Raw genomic sequence first — 20,365 nt, forward strand, 5'->3', positions numbered from 1 at the left:
GAATAGTGCCTGCGGCAGTTCCGGGATGGCGAATCTTAACCGCCGGCCGATATTAGAGACGCCTATACGGAGGGCGGCATGGCAAGCACGGACGCACAGAAGGCGGCACGCGCCGAGCGCGCTCTGCTCGCGGGGGCGGCGCCGGATGTGGCGGAGGGGCTGACAGGCTGGCTCGGGCGGCTCGGCCATGAGCGTCGGCTCTCCCCCAAGACCCGCGAGGCCTATGCCCGCGATGTCGCGACCTTTCTCGGCCTGCTGGCGCGACAGATCGGGCATGGCCCAACACTCGGCGACCTTGGCGCGCTGGAGCCGCGCGACGTGCGCGCGGTGATCGCCGCCCGTCGCGCGGAGGGGATCGAGCCCCGCAGGCAGATGCGTTTTCTCGCCGCCGCCCGTTCCTTCGCCCGGCATCTGGAACGCGAGGGGCTTGGCAAGGTCGGCGCGCTCACGGCCGTGCGTGGGCCGCGCGTGCCACGCACCCTGCCGCGCCCGCTGGCGCCGCAGGACGCCCGCGCGCTGGCCGACCCCGCCACGCGGGCGGGAGACGCGCGCGAGCCCTGGATTCTCGCCCGCGATGCGGCGGTGATCGCGTTGCTCTACGGCTCTGGCCTGCGAATCTCGGAAGCGCTGGGAATGATGCGCCGGGACATGCCTGAGCCGGGGCGCGGCGATCAGATCGTCGTCCACGGCAAGGGCGGCAAGACCCGTATGGTGCCGGTGCTGCGGCCGGTGATCGAGGCCGTCGACGCCTATGCTCGCGCGTGCCCGTATGAGCTTGAACCGACCGCGCCATTGTTTCGTGGCGCCAAGGGCGGTCCGCTCTCGCCGCGCATCGTGCAATTGGCCGTGGAGCGCATGCGCGGTGCGCTCGGCCTGCCCGACAGCGCCACGCCGCACGCGCTGCGCCATTCCTTCGCGACCCATCTGCTGGGGCGCGGCGGTGACCTGCGCTCGATCCAGGAACTTCTCGGCCACGCCTCGCTTTCCACGACGCAGATCTATGCCGCCGTCGATACCGAGACGCTGATGGCAGCGTGGAAGGCAGCGCATCCGCGCGCCACCGCCAAATGAGGGGCCCATGACGCCAATCCAGCCGATGATCGAGCATATGTCGATCGGGGTCAGCGACTATGCGCGTTCCCTTGCCTTCTATGATGCGGTGCTGGCGCCGCTCGGCTTCGTCCGGGTGTCGTCGCATGAGGAGCCCGAGGGGGAATCCGCCTGCTGGGGGCCGGAAGGAGAGATGCCGTCGCCCGAGGGCACGCCGGGCGCCGCCCCGTTCTGGATCCAGCACCGCGCCGATGTGATTGCCCCGCCGCCGGGATTCCATCTCTGCTTCATGGCACCGACGCGGCGGGCGGTGGAGGCGTTCCACGCCGCCGGGCTGACGGCGGGTGGGCGCGATGCCGGCGGGCCGGGCCTGCGGCCGCATTACGGCGAAGGCTATTTCGCCGCCTTCCTGTTCGATCCCGATGGATGGAAGATCGAGGCTGTGACCTACACGGATGCGTGAGCCGGCCGTTAAATCACCGAGGGCGGTGTTTGGAAACCGGGGCGGGGCTTTTCACGCTGGGGAAGCTGAGTGACACTTCGGGCCATTGGACCCCGACAGCAGAGGAGACATTCCATGAAGCGTCTCGTGACCGCTCTGTGCGCGCTTGCCCTCACCACGGCCGCAACGGGTGCCGCTTTCGCCGATTGCCCGGCGCATGCGGCCAAGCCGGCGCAGACCGAGGTGAAGGGTTCCTGACCCAGCCTCTTCTCCACCTGAACGAAAACGGCCCGGAAGGCGACTTCCGGGCCGGTTTTTTTTACGATCTGCGCAGTAAGGCGCGCGCCTCACATGTGGATGGCGCGCTTCTCCACCGCCATGGCCGCTTCCTTCACCGCTTCCGAGCGGGTCGGGTGGGCGTGGCAGGTGCGGGCGAGATCCTCCGACGAGCCGCCGAACTCCATCAGCACCGCGCATTCATGGATCAGCTCGCCGGCTTCCGAGCCGATGATATGCGCGCCGAGCACGCGGTCGGTGGTGGCGTCGGCGAGGATTTTCACGAACCCGTCCGTCTCGTCATTGGCCTTGGCGCGGCCATTGGCGAGGAAGGGGAACTTGCCGACCGTGTAGGCGATGCCGGCCTGCTTCAGCTCTTCCTCGGTCTTGCCGACCGAAGCCACTTCCGGGAAGGTGTACACCACCGCCGGAATCACGTCGTAATTCACATGGCCGGCCTGTCCCGCGAGGAGTTCAGCCAGCGCCACGCCCTCGTCTTCAGCCTTGTGCGCCAGCATCGGACCGGCAATGGCGTCGCCAATGGCGAAGATGCCGGGGATATTGGTGCGGTAATAGTGGTCGGTGACGACGCGCCCGCGGCTGTCCTTCTCGACGCCGAGCGCCTCCAGCCCCAGCCCTTCCGTATAGGGCACGCGGCCGATGGCGACGAGCACCACATCGGCCTCCAGCGTCTGCGCCTCGCCGCCGGCGGCGGGCTCGACCGAGACCTTCAGCGTCTCGCCGGAGCTGTCGACGCCGGTGACCTTGGCGCCCAGCTTGAACGCCACGCCCTGCTTCTCCAGGATTCGCTGGAACGACTTGGCGACCTCATTGTCCATGCCGGGCAGGATGCGGTCGAGATATTCGACCACGGTGACCTCAGCGCCAAGGCGGCGCCACACGCTGCCCAGTTCCAGCCCGATGACGCCGGCGCCGACGACGAGCAGCTTGCCCGGCACCTTCTCCAGCGCGATGGCACCGGTCGAGGAGACGATGCGGGTCTCGTCGATGGCGATGCCGGGAAGCTTGGCCACATCCGAGCCGGTGGCGATGACGATGGCCTTGGTCTCCAGCGTCTGCTGCGAACCGTCCGCCATGGCGACATCGACCTTGCCCGCTGCGGGGATGCTCGCCGTGCCGTGGAAGGTGTCGATCTTGTTCTTCTTCATCAGGAAGGCGACGCCCTTGGTGTTGCCTTCCACCGCCTGATCCTTGAAGCCCAGAAACGCTTTGTGATCGAGCTCGGGCGTGCCGACCTTGATGCCCATCTTGGCGAAATGGTGCCCGGCCTCCTCGAAGCGGTGCGAGGCGTGCAGCAGCGCCTTGGAGGGAACGCAGCCAATGTTGAGGCAGGTGCCGCCGAAGGTGGCGCGCTTCTCGACCACCGCGACCTTGAGCCCGAGCTGGGCGGCGCGGATGGCGCACACATAGCCGCCGGGGCCGGTGCCGATGACGACAAGATCGTAGGACATGTTGCTACCCGTTGAGGGGAGCGGCCGGACCGGGCCAGCCGCTCGGAAGAAGAAGGCGACGGCCGATCACAGATCCAGCACGAGGCGGGTCGGGTCTTCGAGGGCTTCCTTGACGCGGACCAGGAAGGTCACCGCGCCCTTGCCGTCGACGATGCGGTGATCGTAGCTCAGCGCCAGATACATCATCGGCCGGGCGACGATCTGGCCCTTCACCACCACCGGGCGCTCCTCGATGCGGTGCATGCCGAGAATGCCCGACTGCGGCGCGTTGAGGATCGGCGTCGACATCAGCGAGCCGTAGATGCCGCCATTGGTGATGGTGAACGTGCCGCCCTGCATGTCCTCAATGCCGAGCTTGCCGTCACGCGCCTTGCGGCCGAGGCCGGCAATGGCCTTCTCGATGCCAGCCACGGAAAGCTGGTCGGCGTCGCGCACCACGGGAACCACAAGGCCCTTGTCGGTGCCGACGGCGATGCCGATGTGGTAGTAGTTCTTATAAACCAGATCGGTGCCGTCGATCTCGGCATTGACCTCGGGCACGTCCTTCAGGGCCTGGATGACCGCCTTGGTGAAGAAGCCCATGAAGCCGAGCTTCACGCCGTGCTTCTTCTCGAACACGTCCTTGTACTGCGCGCGAAGGCTCATCACCGCCGACATGTCGACATCGTTGAAGGTGGTGAGCATCGCCGCCGTGTCCTGCGCGTCCTTGAGACGGCGGGCGATGGTCTGGCGCAGCTTGGTCATCTTCACGCGCTCTTCGCGCGCGGCGTCGTCCGGCGCGGAGGGCGCGCGCGGGGCGGCCGGGGCGCGGGCGGCGGCGGGCGCCGGCGCGGCGGCCAGAGCCGCGAGCATGTCGCCCTTGGTCACGCGCGCATCCTTGCCGGTGCCGGCGAGCATGGCCGGGTTCAGCCCGCTCTCCGCCGCCAGCTTGGCGACGGCCGGGCCGTTGGAACCGGCCGGCGCGGCTGCCGGGGCCGGAGCCGGAGCTTCAGCCTTGGGCGCTTCCGCCTTGGGGCCCTCAGCCTTGGGCGCTTCCGCCTTGACGGGTGCCGCGGCGGGCGCCGCCTTGGCCGCGCCGGAGCCTTCGCCGATGGAGCCGAGCAGCGCGCCGACGCCGACCGTTTCGCCATCCTTGGCGATGATCTCCGAGAGCACGCCGGCCGAGGGTGCGGGCACCTCGATCGTGACCTTGTCGGTCTCCAGCTCGACGATCGGCTCGTCGGCGGCGACAGTGTCGCCGGCCTTCTTGAACCACTTGCCGATCGTTGCCTCGGTGACCGATTCGCCCAACGTCGGAACGCGGATCTCGGTGGCCATGCTCGTTCTTCCTCACCGTTTGCCGGCTACGGGGCCGGCACTCCCTCGGGTCTTGCGAATGCGGGTCGTCGGTCAGTTCAGCCCAGAGCGTCCTGCAGGAACGCCTTGAGCTGTGCCAGATGCTTGGACATCAGCCCCGTCGCCGTGGCGGCGGAGGCCGGGCGGCCGGTGTAGCGCGGCCGCGACGAGGCAGAGCCGGCCTGTTCCAGCACCCATTCCAGATAGGGCTGCACGAAGGCCCAGGCGCCCTGGTTCTTCGGCTCCTCCTGGCACCAGACGATTTCGGCCTGCTTGAAGCGGCCGATCTCCTGCGCCAGCGTCTTGAGCGGGAAGGGGAAGAGCTGTTCGACGCGCAGCAGGTAGATGTCGTCGATGCCCCGGCGCTCGCGCTCCTCATAGAGGTCATAATAGACCTTGCCCGAGCACAGCACGACGCGGCGGATCTCGCTGTCGGCCTTCAGCTTCACCGCTTCCGCCGGCAGGGCGGCGGCGAAGTTGCGGTCGGCATCGTCCCACAGCACGCGGTGGAAGGTGGTCTGCGGCCCGAGTTCCGCCAGGGTCGAGACAGCGCGCTTGTGGCGCAGCAGGCTCTTCGGCGTCATCAGGATCAGCGGCTTGCGGAAGTCGCGCTTGAGCTGCCGGCGCAGGGCGTGGAAATAGTTCGCCGGCGTCGTCAGATTGGCGACCTGCATGTTGTCTTCGGCGCACATCTGCAGATAGCGCTCCAGGCGGGCGGAGGAATGCTCCGGCCCCTGGCCTTCATAGCCGTGCGGCAGCAGGCAGACGAGGCCGGACATGCGCAGCCACTTGCGCTCGCCGGACGACAGGAATTGATCGAAGATCACCTGTGCGCCATTGGCGAAGTCACCGAACTGCGCTTCCCACATGGTGAGCGCGTTGGGCTCGGAAAGCGAGTAGCCATATTCGAAGCCGAGCACCGCCTCTTCCGAGAGCATCGAATTGATGACCTCGTAATGGGCCTGGCCCTCCCGCACATGATTGAACGGGGTGTGGCGCTCCTCGGTTTCCTGGTCGATCAGCACCGAATGGCGCTGCGAGAAGGTGCCGCGCTCGCAATCCTGGCCGGAGAGACGCACCGGGTGGCCTTCGAGCTGGAGCGAGGTGAAGGCGAGCGCCTCCGCCGTCGACCAGTCGATGCCGGCGCCGTCGTCGAGGATCGCCTTGCGGCGGGCATCGAGGAAGCGCTGGATGGTGCGGTGGACATGGAAGCCCTCCGGCACGGTGGTGATGCGGTCACCGATCATGCGCAGCTCGTCGAGGGCGACGCCGGTGACGCCGCGGCGCGGGTCGTCCTCGGCGGCGGCGGCCTTGAGGCCGGCCCAGCGGCCGTCGAGCCAGTCCGCCTTGTTCGGCTTGTAGGCCTGGCCGGCTTCATACTCGATATCGAGCTTCGAGCGCCATTCCGCGCGCATGGCGTCGATCTCGCCCGGCGCGATCACGCCTTCGGCTTCCAGCTTGCGGGAATACAGCTCAAGCGTGGTCGGGTGCTGCTTGATGAGCTTGTACATCAGCGGCTGGGTGAAGGCCGGCTCGTCGCCCTCGTTGTGGCCGAAGCGGCGGTAGCAGAACATGTCCACCACGACCGGCTTGCGGAAGCGCTGGCGGAATTCGGTGGCGATCTTCGCGGCGAAGGTCACGGCCTCAGGGTCGTCGCCATTCACATGGAAGATCGGCGCCTCGATGGTCTTCGCCACATCGGACGGGTAGGGCGAGGAGCGCGAGAAGCGCGGATAGGTGGTGAAGCCGATCTGGTTGTTGATGATGAAGTGGATCGAGCCGCCGGTGCGGTGTCCCTTCAGCCCGGACAGGCCGAGGCATTCGGCCACCACGCCCTGACCGGCGAAGGCGGCGTCGCCATGCAGCAGCAGCGGCATCACCTGGGTGCGCTCGGCGTCGCGCAGCAGGTCCTGCTTGGCGCGCGCCTTGCCCAGCACCACGGGATCGACGATTTCGAGATGCGACGGGTTGGCGGTGAGCGACAGGTGCACCTGATTGCCGTCGAACTCGCGGTCCGACGACGCACCAAGATGGTACTTCACGTCGCCCGAACCTTCGACCTCGTCCGGCGCCCAGGAGCCGCCCTTGAACTCGTGGAACAGGGCGCGGTGGGGCTTGCCCATCACCTGCGTCAGCACGTTGAGGCGGCCGCGATGGGCCATGCCCAGCACGATTTCCTTCACGCCGAGATTGCCGCCGCGCTTGATGATCTGTTCCAGCGCCGGGATCAGGCTTTCGCCGCCGTCAAGGCCGAAGCGCTTAGTGCCGGTGTAGCGGACATCGAGGAATTTCTCGAAGCCCTCGGCTTCCACCAGCTTGTTGAGGATGGCGCGCTTGCCCTCGCGGGTGAAGGTGATTTCCTTGTCCGGCCCCTCGATCCGCTCCTGGATCCACGCCTTCTCCTCGGGCGAGGAGATGTGCATGAACTCGACGCCGAGCGTCGCGCAATAGGTACGCTGCAGAATGGCAACCATCTGGCGGACGGTGGCGAATTCCATGCCCAGCACATGGTCGATGAAGATCGGCCGGTCGAGATCGGCCTCGCGGAAGCCATAGGAGGCGGGGTCGAGCTCGGGCGCGGCGCGCACGGGCTCAAGACCCAGCGGGTCGAGCTTGGCGTGAAGATGGCCGCGCATGCGATAGGCGCGGATCATCATCAGCGCCTTGACGGAGTCGCGGGTGGCTTGCTGCACATCGGCGGAAGTCAGCTCGACACCGGACTTCTGCGCCTTCTCCGCCGCCTTGGCTTCGACCTTGCGGCCGATCGCCTTCTCCACCTCGATCCACTGACCGTCCATCGCCGAGACGAGTTCGCCATTGGCGTGGATCGGCCAGCCCTCCTTCTTCCAGGAGGCGCCGCGGGCGCTCTTCTCGACATCGGCCGGAGCGTCCTTCAGCCCGGCGAAGAAGGCCTGCCATTCGGCATCCACCGAATTGGGGTCGGCTTCGAAGCGGGCATAGAGGTCCTCGATCCAGGCCGCATTGGCTCCGTAGAGGAAGGAGGTATTGAGGAAGGTCTCGTTCACGTCCGCGCGCGACATCGTCGGCTCCTGGGGGGACCGGGTCGGGTCCGTTGGCAGTACTTTCGTGCCGTAGATCGCCTGCGGGCGTTGCCCGGGGCTGACTGCGGCGCCCTGCAGGGCGGGGCGAAAGTCGTAGGCTCTATATAGCCCTCGTATTCACTTCGGGAATGCCGCAGGAATGCGGCACGGGAATGCGAAAACGCGGACCATCATTCACAAGCAATAACGGCACCGGCACTTGACGCGCCAGCGGCGGGGGCTTCCCGCCGCCTCGAAACGGCCCGATCGCCGTTCACGTCCTCGCGACGGGACTGTCCGCCCCGCCGCAGGCCGCTGGAAAAGCTCACGCGCCGAGGCCGGGCGCGATCTTCTGGCATTCGGCGACGAGTTCCTTCACCGAGGCGATCGACTTGTCGAGCATGGCGCGCTCATGGGCGTCGAGTTCGATCTCCACGACCCGCTCGACGCCATTGGCGCCGATGATGACCGGGACGCCGAGATAAAGGTCGTCGATCCCGTACTGGCCGGTGAGGTAGGCGGCGCAGGGCAGGAGACGCTTCTTGTCGCGCAGATAAGAGGTCGCCATCTCGATGGCCGAGGCGGCGGGCGCGTAGAAGGCCGAGCCGGTCTTCAGCAGGTTGACGATCTCGCCGCCGCCCTTGCGGGTGCGGTCGACAATGGAGTCCACCTTCTCCTGGCTGGTCCAGCCCATCTTGACGAGGTCCGGCAGCGGGATGCCGGCGACGCCGGAATAGCGCACCAGCGGCACCATGTCGTCGCCATGGCCGCCAAGCACGAAGGCGGTGACGTCTTCCACCGAGACGTTGAACTCGTCGGCGAGGAAATAGCGGAAACGGGCGGAATCGAGCACGCCGGCCATGCCGACCACCTTGTGGGTGGGAAGGCCGGAGGCCTTCTGCAGCGCCCACACCATGGCGTCGAGCGGGTTGGTGACGCAGATGACGAAGGCGTCCGGCGCGAATTTGGCGATACCGGCGCCGACCTGCTGCATGACCTTGAGATTGATGTCGAGAAGGTCGGAGCGGCTCATGCCCGGCTTGCGCGGCACGCCAGCGGTGACGATCACCACATCCGCGCCCTCGATCGCCTCATAGCCATTGGTGCCCACGAGCGTGGCGTCGAAGCCGAGGACCGGGGACGCTTCGGCAATGTCGAGGCTCTTGCCCTGCGGAATACCTTCCGCCACGTCGAACATGACGACGTCGCCGAGTTCCTTGAGGCCTGCGAGAAGGGCGAGAGTACCGCCGATCTGGCCGGCCCCGATCAGTGCAATCTTTGCTCGAGCCATGAGATTTCCTGACTTTCCGAGGGAAGGGTGCGGCGCTACGCCGCGCGGGTTCCGATAGACCTTATCGCCGTATGGTTCAAGCGAGGATGGGCATCGGGGTAAATACGAGGGCTTAAGACTTTCGGACCAAGTAACTGGTATACGAAATACCTATCGGGAATGAGTCGGCGGTGGGTCTAATGTCGCCGGCTGGCGAGATCTTCCATGAGCTCGATCTGGATTGCCTGAATCTCCGCCAGCCGCTCCCATTGCCGGGTCAGCATGTGGTCGATCTTCTCGTGCAGATGGCGGATTTCCAGCTCGGCCTTGAGGTTGATGCGGTAATCATTCTCCGAGCGTTGCCGGTCTTTCTCCTCCTGACGCTTCTGGCTCATCATGATGACGGGCGCTTGAAGGGCGGCGATACAGGACAGCACCAGATTGAGGAGAATGAACGGGTAAGGGTCGAAGGCGCCCATCATCCCGGCGACGTTCAGCGCCATCCATATCATGATGAAGACGATGAACGAGATGATGAAGGTCCAGCTGCCGCCGAAGGAGGCGATGGCGTCGGCCGCGCGCTCGCCGAAAGTCCGGCCGCTTTCGATCTCCTCCTCGATGTTCTCGGTCAAGATGTCGTTGGCTGCCAGGCTGGCGATGACATCGTGGTCGAGCTGGCTGAGGTCGCCGCGCTCCGCCTTCAGCGTGTCGGCGATATAGGCGGCGCGCTCCTTCGCCAGCGCCTTGCGGGAGATGTAGGCGTCAGGGGCGATGTCGGGATGGAGCGCCTTTATGTGATCGGCGAGGCCGGGTCGCAGCATGTCGAGGCGCAGGCCGTCTCGTGCGGAAACCACATTGCCGGTGAGGGCGCAGGTATGGTGTGCCGTCTCGTGGGATGTCTTGGGTCGGCGGCTCATGGGCGAGCGTCCGGATCAGGGCAGGGAGGTGCGGAGCGACCCGCAGAGGTTCAATGCCGTTTGCCTATCAGGTTTCGACCAGTCCGGTGGTGTTGCCGCTCGCCTGCGAGTCGCCACGGCCGTGCGGACGAGCAATGTAGTCTTCCGAGCGCATCTCGTGCAGGCGCGAGACGGTGCGCGCCCACTCGAAGGCTTCCGCCCCTTCGGTGCCGAGATAGAGCTGCTCCGGCTCGGCCTCCGCGGAGGCGACGACCTTCACGCCCTTCTCGTAGAATTCGTCGATCAGCGTGATGAAGCGCTTGGCCTCGTTGCGCCGGTCCTGGTCGAGGCGCGGAATGTGCTCGATGAGGATGGTGTGGTAGGTCCGTGCCAGCCGCAGATAGTCCGTCGCTCCGAGCGGCACGCCGCACAGGTTCTCGAATGAAAATCGTGCCGCGCCGCCGCCGGCGCGCGGCACGGTGAGCGTGCGTCCACCCGAGGCCAGGCTGGCGGGGGCGCCGCCGTCGACGCCCGCCACGCGGTGCCAGACCTTGTCCATCTCGCGGTCGACATCGGCCATGGTCTCGTGCGCGGCTGGCACATACCAGGTGCGCACGCCGCCGAGCTTTTCCATGCGGTAGTCGGTGGGCGATTCGATGCGCACCACTTCCATGTGCTCTTCGATCATGGCGATGAAGGGCAGGAACAGCGCGCGGTTGAGGCCGCCTTCATAGAGATCGTGCGGGGCGACATTGGAGGTGGCGACGATCACCACGCCAAGGTCGAACAGCTTCTCGAACAGCCGGCCGAGGATCATCGCATCGGCGATGTCGGTGACGTGGAACTCGTCAAAACAGAGCAGCCATGCTTCTTCGTAAAGCGCGGCGGCGACGATGGCGATGGGGTCGCCATCCTTGATGCGGCCCGCCTTCATGTCCGTGCGCACCTGAAAGATGCGGGCATGCACATCGGCCATGAATTCGTGGAAATGCGCGCGCCGCTTGCGCTTGCGGACCGCGACGCTCTCATAGAACAGGTCGACCAGCATGGTCTTGCCGCGGCCGACCGCGCCGTGAATGTAGAGCCCGCGCACGCGGGGAATGCTGTCCTCGCGCCGCGCGAATAGCCAGCCGAGAGCCGAGGACTTGCGCGCGAGGCGACGGGAGGCGATGCGCTGCTCCAGCGCCGCCAGCGCGCCGACCACCCGTGCCTGGCCGGCATCGGGCGAGATGTCGCCGGCCGCCATGCGGGCGACATATCGCGCAGCGAGCACGGATCCACCCGCTTCCGCCGCCACCGTTTCCGCCATATCGGGCACCCCGCGATGTTGCGGCGCACGCTTAACCTCCCCGCGCCGTTGCGACAAGGGTCCCACTGCGGCAGGATGGCCCGGCGTCGTCAATCAGGCCCGATGCATGCGCTTAATGCATGGCTGAGCTGCGGGAACCAAGGGGCGCGTCACAGCATTAACACGATCGCGCCTTGACGCTGTCCCCCTGCCGCCGCCACACTCGCAATCATGTGATGACAGGCGGGCACCGGCATGCACAGGCACGTGTGGGGCGACTTCGGGACAAGAACGGCGGCCCTTTGCCTCGCTCTGGTCGGCATCTGCAGCTTGGCAATCGTGCCGGCCAAGGCCGGTCCGATCGAGAGCAAGAGCGCGGCATCCGCCAGCCTGCCGTCTTCCGCCATCATCATCGACAAGGACGACCGCCTCTCGCGTGACGACTATGCCCGCAGCTTCGGCCTGACACCGGCGGCCATGGCCTCACGCTTCGGTGCAACCGGGCTGGTGCGCTGCGGTTCGGCGGTGGGCACCGGCCAGCTCGTCGGGGCCAATAATGTGCTGGTGACCGCCGCGCATGTCCTGTTCGCACCCGGCGGCGAGCCGCGCGGAAGGGGCGCGGCCTGCACCTTCGAGATCAACACGGCCGGCGGGCGCCAGAAAATCGAGGTCGATGTCGACAAGGTGGTCTGCGGCGCGCGTCAGCCCTACACCCAGCCGGCGGTGAAAGACTGGGCGGTGGTACCGCTCGCGGCGCCCGCCAAGGGGGTGAAGCCCTATATGCCGGGTACGATGCCGGTTCCGGGCAATATCGTTCTGGCGGCGGCGGCGCGCAGTGGCGGCGTCGAGAGCTATTCGCTGCAGAACTGCCAAGCCCGCAAGGTGACCGCAACCGCGCCCGGTGGCCTGCGCGAAGTGGCCATTGACTGCGACGCCGAGGGCGGGGTGTCCGGTGCGGCGATCCTTTCGCCTGAGGGCGCCTTCCTGGGTGTCTATGTCGGCTTTCGCTCGGCCCACCCCGGCAAGGTCGGTCCCTTCTCGATGAGCCACTATAATTTCGGCCTGTCCGCCGAAGGCGGCCTGCGCGAGGCCATCGTCGACGTGGCGACGCGGGCCCAGAGCCTCAGCGCGAGCCGCTAGCGCGCCCTGGTCTCATCGCCGGCCCTGGGGTGCGGGTGCTTACCGATAGTCGTGCTCTCGCTTGCGGTGTAGAGTGATCATCTGTTCGCGACGGTCGCCGGTAACGGCGGCCTCGCTTGTGTCGCATGCAAGCCATGCAGATGCGGGAGTTGTCTCCTTGTGCGGTGCGCATATTTGTGTTGCGCCGCAATAAAGAACCGCGGTGCCGCTGAGGCCAAGCCGATGACACTGCCCGTAAACGCTTCTTCTTCCGAGCCTGCCGCCGAGCCCATGGCCGCGCGCGCGACGGCGTCTCATGGCGCTGAACGCGTGGCCGGCCATATCCGCAAGCTGGTTCCGGCGGAACGCGAGTTGATCCTGGCGCATCTGCTGCGCCTCGATCCGCTGAGCCGCTTCATGCGCTTCGGCGGCGTGGTGTCGGATGGCGCGCTGGCCCGCCATGCCACCCGCGTGGTGTCCGGCGATGCCAGCGCGGTGGGCTATTTCATCGACGGTGAGCTGCGGGCGCTCGCCGAGCTGCATCCGCTTGGCCGGCGTGCGGGCAAGCCGGCGGCTGCGGAGGCCGCGTTCAGCGTCGAGCGGCCGTGGCAGGGCAGAGGCATCGGCTCGGCGCTGATGCGCCATCTGGTCCTGCTGGCGCAGAATCGCGGCATCGAGGAATTGCAGGTGGTGTTCCTTCCCAATAACGGGCCGATGCGCAATCTCGCGGTCCACCATGCCGCCGATCTCCAACTCGATGACGAGGAAATGGTGGGACGCATGCGCGCCCCGCGCGCCACTTTCTTCTCGCAGGCCCGCGAATTTATCGGCGACATCTTCGCCGTGCTGTTCTCCGCCGCCGACCTGCAGGAGCGGATGTTGCCGCCGCACCTGCGCGGCAATTGACGGCGCGCGGCGGCGCCGCTCTTGCAGCGCTCGCATGGCGGCGCCTGGCGGCCTTGACTTGGCCTTGATCGGGACTGAGACAGGTCGGCCACTGGCTCCAATTGTCCTGGCCCTATGTTCTCCAGCTTTTCCCCCGCCGTCTCGTCTGCCACCGCGCGCCGCACCGCCGCGCCGCGCCCAGGCTTGATCCTGTCCGTCGTGCCGCCGTTCGCGCGGCTGATGCTGGCCGCTCTCGTCGCTCTGGTCGTATTGGTGGGTGCTGGCGCTGGCTTCGCGCAGATCCCGCCCGAACAGCAGCAGGTGCAGGAAAAGCTGGAAGGCCAGCGCGCCATTGTCGATGGCGTGGAAGCGGCGCTTGGGCGTGACGGACTGCGCTCCAGCGATCTCGACGATCTTCGCGCCCGGCTCGATCCCGTACGGGCGGACCTCACAACGGGCATCGCCGCGCTGGACCCGCTGCTGGCCAATCTGAACCACCGCGTGAAGGAAATCGGGCCCAAGCCCGCCGACGACGCCCCGGCCGAAAGCGCTTCCATCACCGCCGAGCGCGACGCGCTCTCCGCCCGCGCGGCCGAACTCGATGCCGTGCTCAAACAGGCCAAGCTGTTGAAGGTGCGGGCGGACCAGCTGTCGGATCGCATCACCAGCCGGCGGCGGGCGCTGTTCACGGACCAGTTGCTCGCCCGGTCCTACAGCGTGCTTGATCCCTCGCTCTGGCTGGCAGCGGCGGCGGCGGTGCCGATTGAACTGCGCGGGGTCAACTATCTTCTCAGCGATTGGGCGGCCTATGCCAATGCCCGCATGCAGCCGATCGGCCAGATCGCCATCGGCCTCGCCTCCCTGCTTATCGTCGGGCTGATCTTCGTCGCACGCAGCGTGGTGGCGCGCCCGATCCGCCGTGCGGAACTCGGCGTGGATGGGGCGCCGATCTCACGGCTGCGGGCGTGCAGCCTGTCGGCGCTGGTCGCCATTCTGCGCATGGCGGCAGGGCCGCTGGCCGCCACCGCCGTTCTGGCGCTGTTGAACGGTTTTGACCTTCTGCCGTCCCGCGTGAATGAAATCGCGCAGGGGCTTCTGCTCGCTATCTCGATCGTTGCCATCGGCGTCGGCCTGCTCGACGGGGCGCTGGCGCCGCGCGAGCCGCAGCGCCGCGTCGTGCCACTGTCGAATGAGATCGCGGGCCTGATCTTCCGCTTTGCCTCGATCGGCTTGTGGATTTTGGCGGTCGCGGTGACGCTGGGCGCCTTCCATCGCGCTCTGGTGGTTCCAGTGCCGCTTTCGGTCGCGACCAGCGCTGCGATGTCGCTCTGCCTCGTGCTGGTCGCCTCGCGCAGCATGCGGGCGCTGAATGCGCTCTCCGGCGATAGCGACGAGGATATCACCGACGCCAAGGCCGGGGCCGCCAAGGAAACCGCCGCCCCGACGGCGGATGCCGGCGAGGTGCCGTCGTCCTCCCTGCTCAACTGGATCAAGTTTCCCTTCTGGATCCTGAACCTCACCGTCGTCGGCGCGCTGGTGATCGGCTATGTGAGCTTCGCAAGCTTCCTGTCGTCGCGGGCGCTGATCGCCGTCGTGATGGCGGGCACGCTCTATCTCGTGGTCGCCCTGATCAACTCGCTGTTCATCGATGCACTGGCGACCGGCCCGCGCGCCCGCCATGCCGCGAAGCTGATCGGCGTGCGGCCGGCAAGCCTCGAACTTCTCGCCGTGCTGACGGCGGGCCTTTTGAAGGCGGTGGCGATCATCGGTATCGTCATCCTCACGGTCGGGACCTTCGGCACCTCCACCTCCGATCTCGCCGATATTGCGAGCCGTGTCACGCTCGGCTTTACCATCGGCAATTCGACGGTCGCCATCGGCGATATTCTGAGCGCGCTGCTCTTCCTGGCGGTCGGCATCGTCATCGCCCGCGCCATCCAGCGCTGGTTCGCGGTGGCGATCCTGCCGAAGACCGCGTTCGACCAGGGTCTGCAGAACTCCATCGCCACCATCATCGGCTATATCGGCTCCATCACCGTCATCGCGATGGCGATGGGCCAACTGGGGCTGAACCTTGAGAACATCGCGCTTGTCGCCGGTGCGCTCTCGGTCGGTATCGGCTTTGGCCTCCAGTCCATCGTGTCGAACTTCGTCTCCGGCCTGATCCTGCTTGCCGAGCGGCCGATCCGGGTCGGCGACACCATCGCGGTGAAGGGCGAGGAAGGCTATGTGCGGCGCATCAGCGTGCGCGCGACCGAGATCGAGACCTTCGATCGTGCGGCGGTGCTGATCCCCAATTCTGATCTCATTACCGGCATGGTGAAGAACTTCACCCACGCGAACACCACCGGGCGGGTCATCGTCGCCGTCAACGTCGCCTATGATGCGGATGCCGACGAGGTGCGCGACATTTTGATCGGCTGCGCCTGCGACCACCCGCAGGTGCTGCGGTCGCCGCCGCCGCGCGTGTTTCTGATGGCGTTCGGCGACAGCTATCTCAAATTCGAGCTGCGCTGCGTCGTGGCCAATGTCGACTATGCGCTGACCGTGAAGAGCGACCTGCATTTCGCCGTGCTCGACCGGCTGAAGGCGGCGAAGATCGGTATTCCCTATACGCCCTGGAGCATCTATCGCGGCGGGCGGATCGGGGAGGAGCCGGCGGCCGGGGATGACGGCGCCTGATCATTCTGGTGACCCGACCGACCGACGGCGTGCGCGTTAGCGATTGGTTTACCGATCCGGGCGGATCAATCGTGCCCGGATTTCCCGTCTCCGCTCCTGCTTGAGAGTGTCGCATGTCCTTGCCGCTGAAGCGCCTCGCCGGCCTCCTGCTGGTGCCCCTCCTGCTGGCGGCCTGCGCCGCCGGCCCCACCACCGTGCCGGTGGACGAGACCTTTTATGCCAATATCGCCAAGGGCGGCGCCCTTGACCCCCAGGCGGCGGCCAACCTGATCAGCGACTATCGGCGCGGGCGCGGCCTGCCGGCGGTGACGATCGACCCGGTGTTGATGACGGTGGCCGAACGGCAGGCCAAGGCGATGGCGGCGGCGGACCAGCTCTCGCACAATATCGGTGGCCGTGGTCTCACCACAAGGCTGAAGGCAGCGGGGTTCAGCGGGCTGAGGGCGGCGGAGAATGTCGGCGCCGGCTATCACACGCTGGCGGAGGCGTTCTCGGGCTGGCGCGACTCGCCTTCCCACAACAAGAACATGTTGCTGCCCGGCGCGACCCGGCTCGGCATCGCCGCGGTGCGGTCGCCGCGCAGCAAGTACAGCGTCTACTGGGCGATGGTGATCGCGGTGCCGGACCCGAAGGCCGAGGCGGCCGAGGCGGCAGCGGCGAACCCGGCCGGCGCGTCCGCCAGCGCACCGGCGGCGGGCGGCACGCAGGTTCTGCTCAACGGCGCGCCGATCTCCGGGCAGTAGGCTCAGCGCCGGCCGGCGCTCGCCCTCAGCGCCTGAGCGTTGCCGGCGCGAGCGGGTTGTCGGTCATCGCGACGCGGTCGGGCCGGTCGACCGCCGGAAGCCCCATGAAGGCGTCGAACAGCCGACGGATGACCGCCGGCTCGACATCGCGCACGATCATCACCAGCCGCGTGCGGCGGTCGTCGTCCGGCCAGGCGGGAAGCTGGCTCGGCGGGTGCAGCACGTGCTGCACCCCATGCAGCACGAGGGGATGATCGGGGTCTTCGCCGAGCTTCACGATGCCCTTGAGCCGCAGCAGCTTCGGTCCATGCGTGCCCCGCACCAGTTCCAGAAACATGTCGATCGCCGCCGCCGAGACCGGGGCTTCCGTCGCCACGGTGAAGGCGCGAATGCGCTCGTCATGGCGGTTCTCGTCGTGTGCATGGACGCGCGAGGCTTCCTCCGCCGCCAGGATCGCCTCGTCCGCCAGCCAGCGCGAAACGTCGGGAATCTTCGTCGCGGGATCGTAGAGGCCGGCGCCGAACAGGGCCTCCGGTGTCGCTTCGCCCTTCGCCGCATCCAGAAGCGGCGCGCCGGGCGCGAGGCGGGCGAGGCGCTGGCGCAGCGCGGCGAGGTCACCTTCGCGCGCCGGCGTGTCGATGAGGTCGGTCTTGGTGAGCACGATGCGGTCAGAGATTGCCGCCTGCCGCACGGATTCGGGGTGGGCGTCGAGCGTGCCGAGACCGTTCACCGCATCGACGACGGTGACGACGCCATCCAGCCGGAAGCGCATCACCAGATAAGGGTGCATCATCAGCACGTGCAGGATCGGCGCCGGGTCGGCGAGGCCGGTGGTTTCGATCACGACGCGTCGAAACGGCGGGATGGCGCCATTGTCCATCCGCCGCAGCAATTGCTCCAGCCCTTCCGAGAGATCGCCGCGGATGGTGCAGCACAGGCAGCCCGAGGCCAGCAGCACGGTGGCGTCGTCGAAATGCTGCACCAGCAGATGGTCGAGCCCGATCTCGCCGAACTCGTTGATCAGCACAGCGGTGTCCGCCATGCCGGGCTGCTGCAGCAGGGCGTTCAGCAGCGTCGTCTTGCCGGCACCGAGAAACCCGGTGAGCAGCGTGACCGGAATCGGTTCCGGCGGAAGACGGGTGGCCTCGCTCATGGGCGACATCCTGTTCGGGCACGCCCCGGTCACGCGAGGCTGGGCGGCGCCAATGCTATTGCGGCGGGGGAGGGGCGAGGTCCATCGGCGCCGGCGCTGGCTTCGCAGCAGGTCTCGCCGCGGCGGGCTTGGCGGTGGCTGGCTTGGCCGCGGGCTTCGCGTCGGAAGCCTGCGCCGTTGCGGGCTTCGGCTTGGGCTTAGGTTTCGGCGCGGCGGGAGCCGAAGGATCGGCCGGGTCGATGATCGCCGTTGTCTGCCCCTTCTTCTCGCCCGGCTTCTTCGCGGTCGCGGGCTTTTTCGGGGCCGGCGGCGGCGGATAGGCGGCGGCGAGCGCCTCGGCGCTGGGGAAGGGGCCGACCCACACCTCGACCGGGGGCATGGAGGGCGGCAGCTTCTGCAGAAGGCTGGCGCCGGTCACGTTCTCGCCGAGCTGGGCCATGCCGGCGGCGACGAAGCCCGTGGCCGCCGGGCCGCTGTCGTCATCGGCTTCCGAAGCGGTGTTCTTGCGCTGGCCGCCGCAGACCTGCGCGCGCATATCGGTCGGTGGGCCGGATTCATTGCGCAGCGAGTCGACCGAGGGGGCGATGGAGCCGAAAATATTGCCGGATTGCTGGAAGCCGCGTTCCAGCAGCAGGGCCGCTTCCTCGGTGCGGGCCTTGCCGGACTCGGTGCCGAGCACGACCGCGAGGAGATGGCGGTTGCCGCGCGTGGCGCTGGCGACGAGATTGAAGCCGGAGGCGCAGATGAAGCCGGTCTTCATGCCGTCGGCACCGGGATAGCGGTCGATCAGCTTGTTGTAGCTGCGGATGACCGCCGGGCCGAGCTTGATCGCGGGAATGCGGAAAAGATCGGCCTGCTCCGGGAAATTGAGGAAGATGGCGCGGGCGAGAATGGCGAGGTCTCGCGCGGTGGACACCTGCCCCGGGTCCGGCAGGCCATTGGGATTGGCGTAATGGGTGCCGGTCATGCCGAGTTCGGCGGCGGTGGCGTTCATCTCGTCGATGAAGCCGGGCAGGGAGCCACCCACGCCCTCGGCGAGGACCACGGCCATGTCGTTGGCCGACTTCACCAGCATCATCTTCAAGGCGTTGTCGACCGTGACCTGAGTGCCGACCTTGAAGCCCATCTTGGAAGGCTTCTGCGCCGCCGCATTCTCGGACACGGTGATCAGCGTTTCCGGCGTCAGCCGGCCCGCCCGCAGCGCCTTGAAGGTGACATAGGCCGTCATGAGCTTGGTGATGGAGGCGGGATACCACGGCTTGGTCGCGTCTTCCGCCAGCAGCACCTTGCCGCTTTCCACGTCGATCACCAGCGAGGGCGTCGCCCGCGCCGCCACCGGGGCCAGCAGCAGCGGCGCAAGCAGCAGGAGGGCCAGCAGTGGTGCCAGGCGGCGCCCGGCGCGGTGGCGAAGGCGGGGGCGGAACAGGGAAAGGTTCAGCACGCTTCCAGTATCCGTTTCACGATGAGAGCGACGGCGCGCACGGCAGGACCGGCCAGCCTGAAAAAGGCTTTTGCGCCCTTTCAATAACCCGATCGCTGCCGCGGCGCAAAAGGCAAAGCCGGGCGGGCGATCACAGCGCCGCCAGCCAGGCGCGTTTCTGCCGCGAAGCCTTCATGTAGTTGGCTCTACAATCCAGTCATGAGTGATTCGATACGCCGCCTGTATGCCGCTGTGGTCGCCACGCGAAGGGGGAGCAACCCTTCGCCGCGCACCGCGAAACTGTTGCGCAAGGGGCGGGCGGCGATGGCCAAGAAGGTGGCCGAAGAGGCCGTCGAAGTGGCGCTGGACGGCGTCATCGGCGACCGTGCCGCCACCGTGCGCGAGAGCGCCGACCTGATCTACAATCTCGTGGTGTTGTGGGCCGAGCTCGGCATCGAGCCGGAGGACGTGTGGGCGGAAATGCGCCGGCGCGAGAAGCTCTTGGGCATGGCCGAGAAGATTCCCAAGCGGCGGTCAGGATCCGGCAAGGATTCGCCGCTATTGGGGAGCACTCCGGGCCCCGCCGGGCCGCTGCTCTGGGACCTTGCCGACGGTGCCGGCGCCGTCCCGCTTCCCGACCTTCCGCGCCGGCGTCCCTAGTCGTCGTTTCGCGCGGCGGGGCTCCCTTAGTCTCTTTCCGTCAGGCCTCCCATGCTGCGCCGTCTCTACCAATGGGTGATCGACCTCGCCGAGCGCCCCTCTGCGCCTTGGGCGCTGGCCGGGGTTTCCTTTGCCGAAAGCTCGTTCTTTCCGGTGCCTCCGGATGTGATGCTGGTGCCGATGTGCCTGGCACGGCCCTCGCGCGCCTGGTGGTACGCGACCGTGTGCACGCTCGCCTCGGTCGTGGGCGGCCTGTTCGGCTATGCGATCGGTGCGCTGCTCTACGACTCGCTCGGTCTGTTCCTGATCCAGCTTTATGGCTATGGCGCCAAGGTGGACGCCTTCACCGAGGCGTATCAGCGCTATGGTCACTGGATCATCCTGATCAAGGGACTGACTCCGATCCCCTACAAGGTGGTGACGATCACCTCGGGCTTCGCCCATTACAGCCTGTTCTGGTTCATCGTGCTTTCGGTCGTCACCCGCGGCCTGCGCTTCTTCATGGTGGCGGGCCTGCTTTACTGGATCGGGCCGGCCGCGCGGACCTTCATCGAGGAACGGCTCGGGCTGGTGACGGCGGCCTTTGCCGTGCTGGTCGTGGGCGGCGTGCTGGCGGCGGTGTATCTGTTCTGA

At 67.2% G+C, this 20,365-nt stretch carries 17 protein-coding genes; 9 read left to right on the forward strand and 8 right to left on the reverse strand.

Annotated elements, in window-relative coordinates; genetic code table 11:
* Positions 1-78: 78 nt before the first annotated feature.
* The 3 genes from K9D25_RS08015 (at position 79) to K9D25_RS24905 (ending at position 1,750) form a co-directional block, all read left to right on the forward strand.
* Positions 79-1,071: a tyrosine recombinase XerC gene (locus K9D25_RS08015; protein ID WP_244450329.1), complete on the forward strand. Its 993-nt coding sequence runs from the start codon at positions 79-81 to the stop codon at positions 1,069-1,071.
* A 7-nt stretch (positions 1,072-1,078) separates the two neighbouring features.
* The gene (locus K9D25_RS08020; RefSeq protein ID WP_244450330.1) at positions 1,079-1,513 is read left to right on the forward strand and encodes a VOC family protein; all 435 of its coding nucleotides are present in this window, start codon (positions 1,079-1,081) and stop codon (positions 1,511-1,513) included.
* Positions 1,514-1,627: 114 nt separating this feature from the next.
* A complete protein-coding gene (locus tag K9D25_RS24905) occupies positions 1,628-1,750 on the forward strand; it encodes a hypothetical protein (RefSeq protein ID WP_279613799.1) in 123 nt (40 codons plus the stop codon).
* Between the two features lie 89 nt (positions 1,751-1,839).
* Here the strand turns inward: K9D25_RS24905 and lpdA are convergent, their stop codons facing one another.
* The 6 genes from lpdA to zapE form a co-directional block, all read right to left on the reverse strand.
* A complete protein-coding gene (gene lpdA, locus K9D25_RS08025; RefSeq protein WP_244450331.1) occupies positions 1,840-3,240 on the reverse strand; it encodes a dihydrolipoyl dehydrogenase in 1,401 nt (466 codons plus the stop codon).
* A 66-nt stretch (positions 3,241-3,306) separates the two neighbouring features.
* A complete protein-coding gene (gene odhB / locus K9D25_RS08030; protein ID WP_244450332.1) occupies positions 3,307-4,557 on the reverse strand; it encodes a 2-oxoglutarate dehydrogenase complex dihydrolipoyllysine-residue succinyltransferase in 1,251 nt (416 codons plus the stop codon).
* A gap of 77 nt (positions 4,558-4,634) precedes the next feature.
* A complete protein-coding gene (locus K9D25_RS08035) occupies positions 4,635-7,616 on the reverse strand; it encodes a 2-oxoglutarate dehydrogenase E1 component (protein WP_244450333.1) in 2,982 nt (993 codons plus the stop codon).
* Positions 7,617-7,941: 325 nt separating this feature from the next.
* A complete protein-coding gene (gene mdh / locus K9D25_RS08040) occupies positions 7,942-8,907 on the reverse strand; it encodes a malate dehydrogenase (protein ID WP_244450334.1) in 966 nt (321 codons plus the stop codon).
* A 176-nt stretch (positions 8,908-9,083) separates the two neighbouring features.
* A complete protein-coding gene (locus K9D25_RS08045; RefSeq protein ID WP_244450335.1) occupies positions 9,084-9,803 on the reverse strand; it encodes a DUF1003 domain-containing protein in 720 nt (239 codons plus the stop codon).
* A 67-nt stretch (positions 9,804-9,870) separates the two neighbouring features.
* Positions 9,871-11,091, reverse strand: a complete 1,221-nt coding sequence (zapE, locus tag K9D25_RS08050) for a cell division protein ZapE (protein WP_244450336.1) — start codon at positions 11,089-11,091, stop codon at positions 9,871-9,873.
* Between the two features lie 234 nt (positions 11,092-11,325).
* Here zapE and K9D25_RS08055 point away from each other — a divergent pair, with 234 nt between their 5' ends.
* The 4 genes from K9D25_RS08055 to K9D25_RS08070 all read left to right on the forward strand — a co-directional run bounded on the left by K9D25_RS08055 (position 11,326) and on the right by K9D25_RS08070 (position 16,499).
* Complete coding sequence (locus tag K9D25_RS08055) at positions 11,326-12,210, forward strand: trypsin-like peptidase domain-containing protein (protein ID WP_244450337.1); 885 nt, start codon at positions 11,326-11,328, stop codon at positions 12,208-12,210.
* Between the two features lie 222 nt (positions 12,211-12,432).
* Positions 12,433-13,095 carry a GNAT family N-acetyltransferase gene (locus K9D25_RS08060; protein ID WP_244450338.1) on the forward strand — a complete coding sequence of 221 codons (663 nt, stop codon included), beginning with the start codon at positions 12,433-12,435 and terminating at the stop codon, positions 13,093-13,095.
* Between the two features lie 219 nt (positions 13,096-13,314).
* Entirely contained in the window at positions 13,315-15,756 is a 2,442-nt protein-coding gene (locus tag K9D25_RS08065) for a DUF3772 domain-containing protein (RefSeq protein WP_432207939.1), read from the forward strand.
* Positions 15,757-15,869: 113 nt separating this feature from the next.
* Complete coding sequence (locus tag K9D25_RS08070; protein ID WP_244450340.1) at positions 15,870-16,499, forward strand: CAP domain-containing protein; 630 nt, start codon at positions 15,870-15,872, stop codon at positions 16,497-16,499.
* 25 nt (positions 16,500-16,524) lie between these two features.
* On the opposite strand, the gene K9D25_RS08075 is transcribed toward K9D25_RS08070, so the two are convergent.
* Together K9D25_RS08075 and K9D25_RS24910 are read right to left on the reverse strand one after the other, a co-directional pair.
* Positions 16,525-17,652, reverse strand: a complete 1,128-nt coding sequence (locus K9D25_RS08075) for a CobW family GTP-binding protein (protein WP_244450341.1) — start codon at positions 17,650-17,652, stop codon at positions 16,525-16,527.
* Between the two features lie 55 nt (positions 17,653-17,707).
* Positions 17,708-19,090: a D-alanyl-D-alanine carboxypeptidase family protein gene (locus tag K9D25_RS24910; protein WP_432207940.1), complete on the reverse strand. Its 1,383-nt coding sequence runs from the start codon at positions 19,088-19,090 to the stop codon at positions 17,708-17,710.
* 201 nt (positions 19,091-19,291) lie between these two features.
* On the opposite strand from K9D25_RS24910, the gene hisE reads away from it, so the two are divergent.
* Complete coding sequence (gene hisE, locus K9D25_RS08090) at positions 19,292-19,732, forward strand: phosphoribosyl-ATP diphosphatase (RefSeq protein WP_244450342.1); 441 nt, start codon at positions 19,292-19,294, stop codon at positions 19,730-19,732.
* Positions 19,733-19,783: 51 nt separating this feature from the next.
* Complete coding sequence (locus tag K9D25_RS08095) at positions 19,784-20,365, forward strand: YqaA family protein (RefSeq protein WP_244450343.1); 582 nt, start codon at positions 19,784-19,786, stop codon at positions 20,363-20,365.

The sequence above is a fragment of the Ancylobacter polymorphus genome (assembly GCF_022836935.1).
GTDB lineage: Bacteria > Pseudomonadota > Alphaproteobacteria > Rhizobiales > Xanthobacteraceae > Ancylobacter > Ancylobacter polymorphus_A.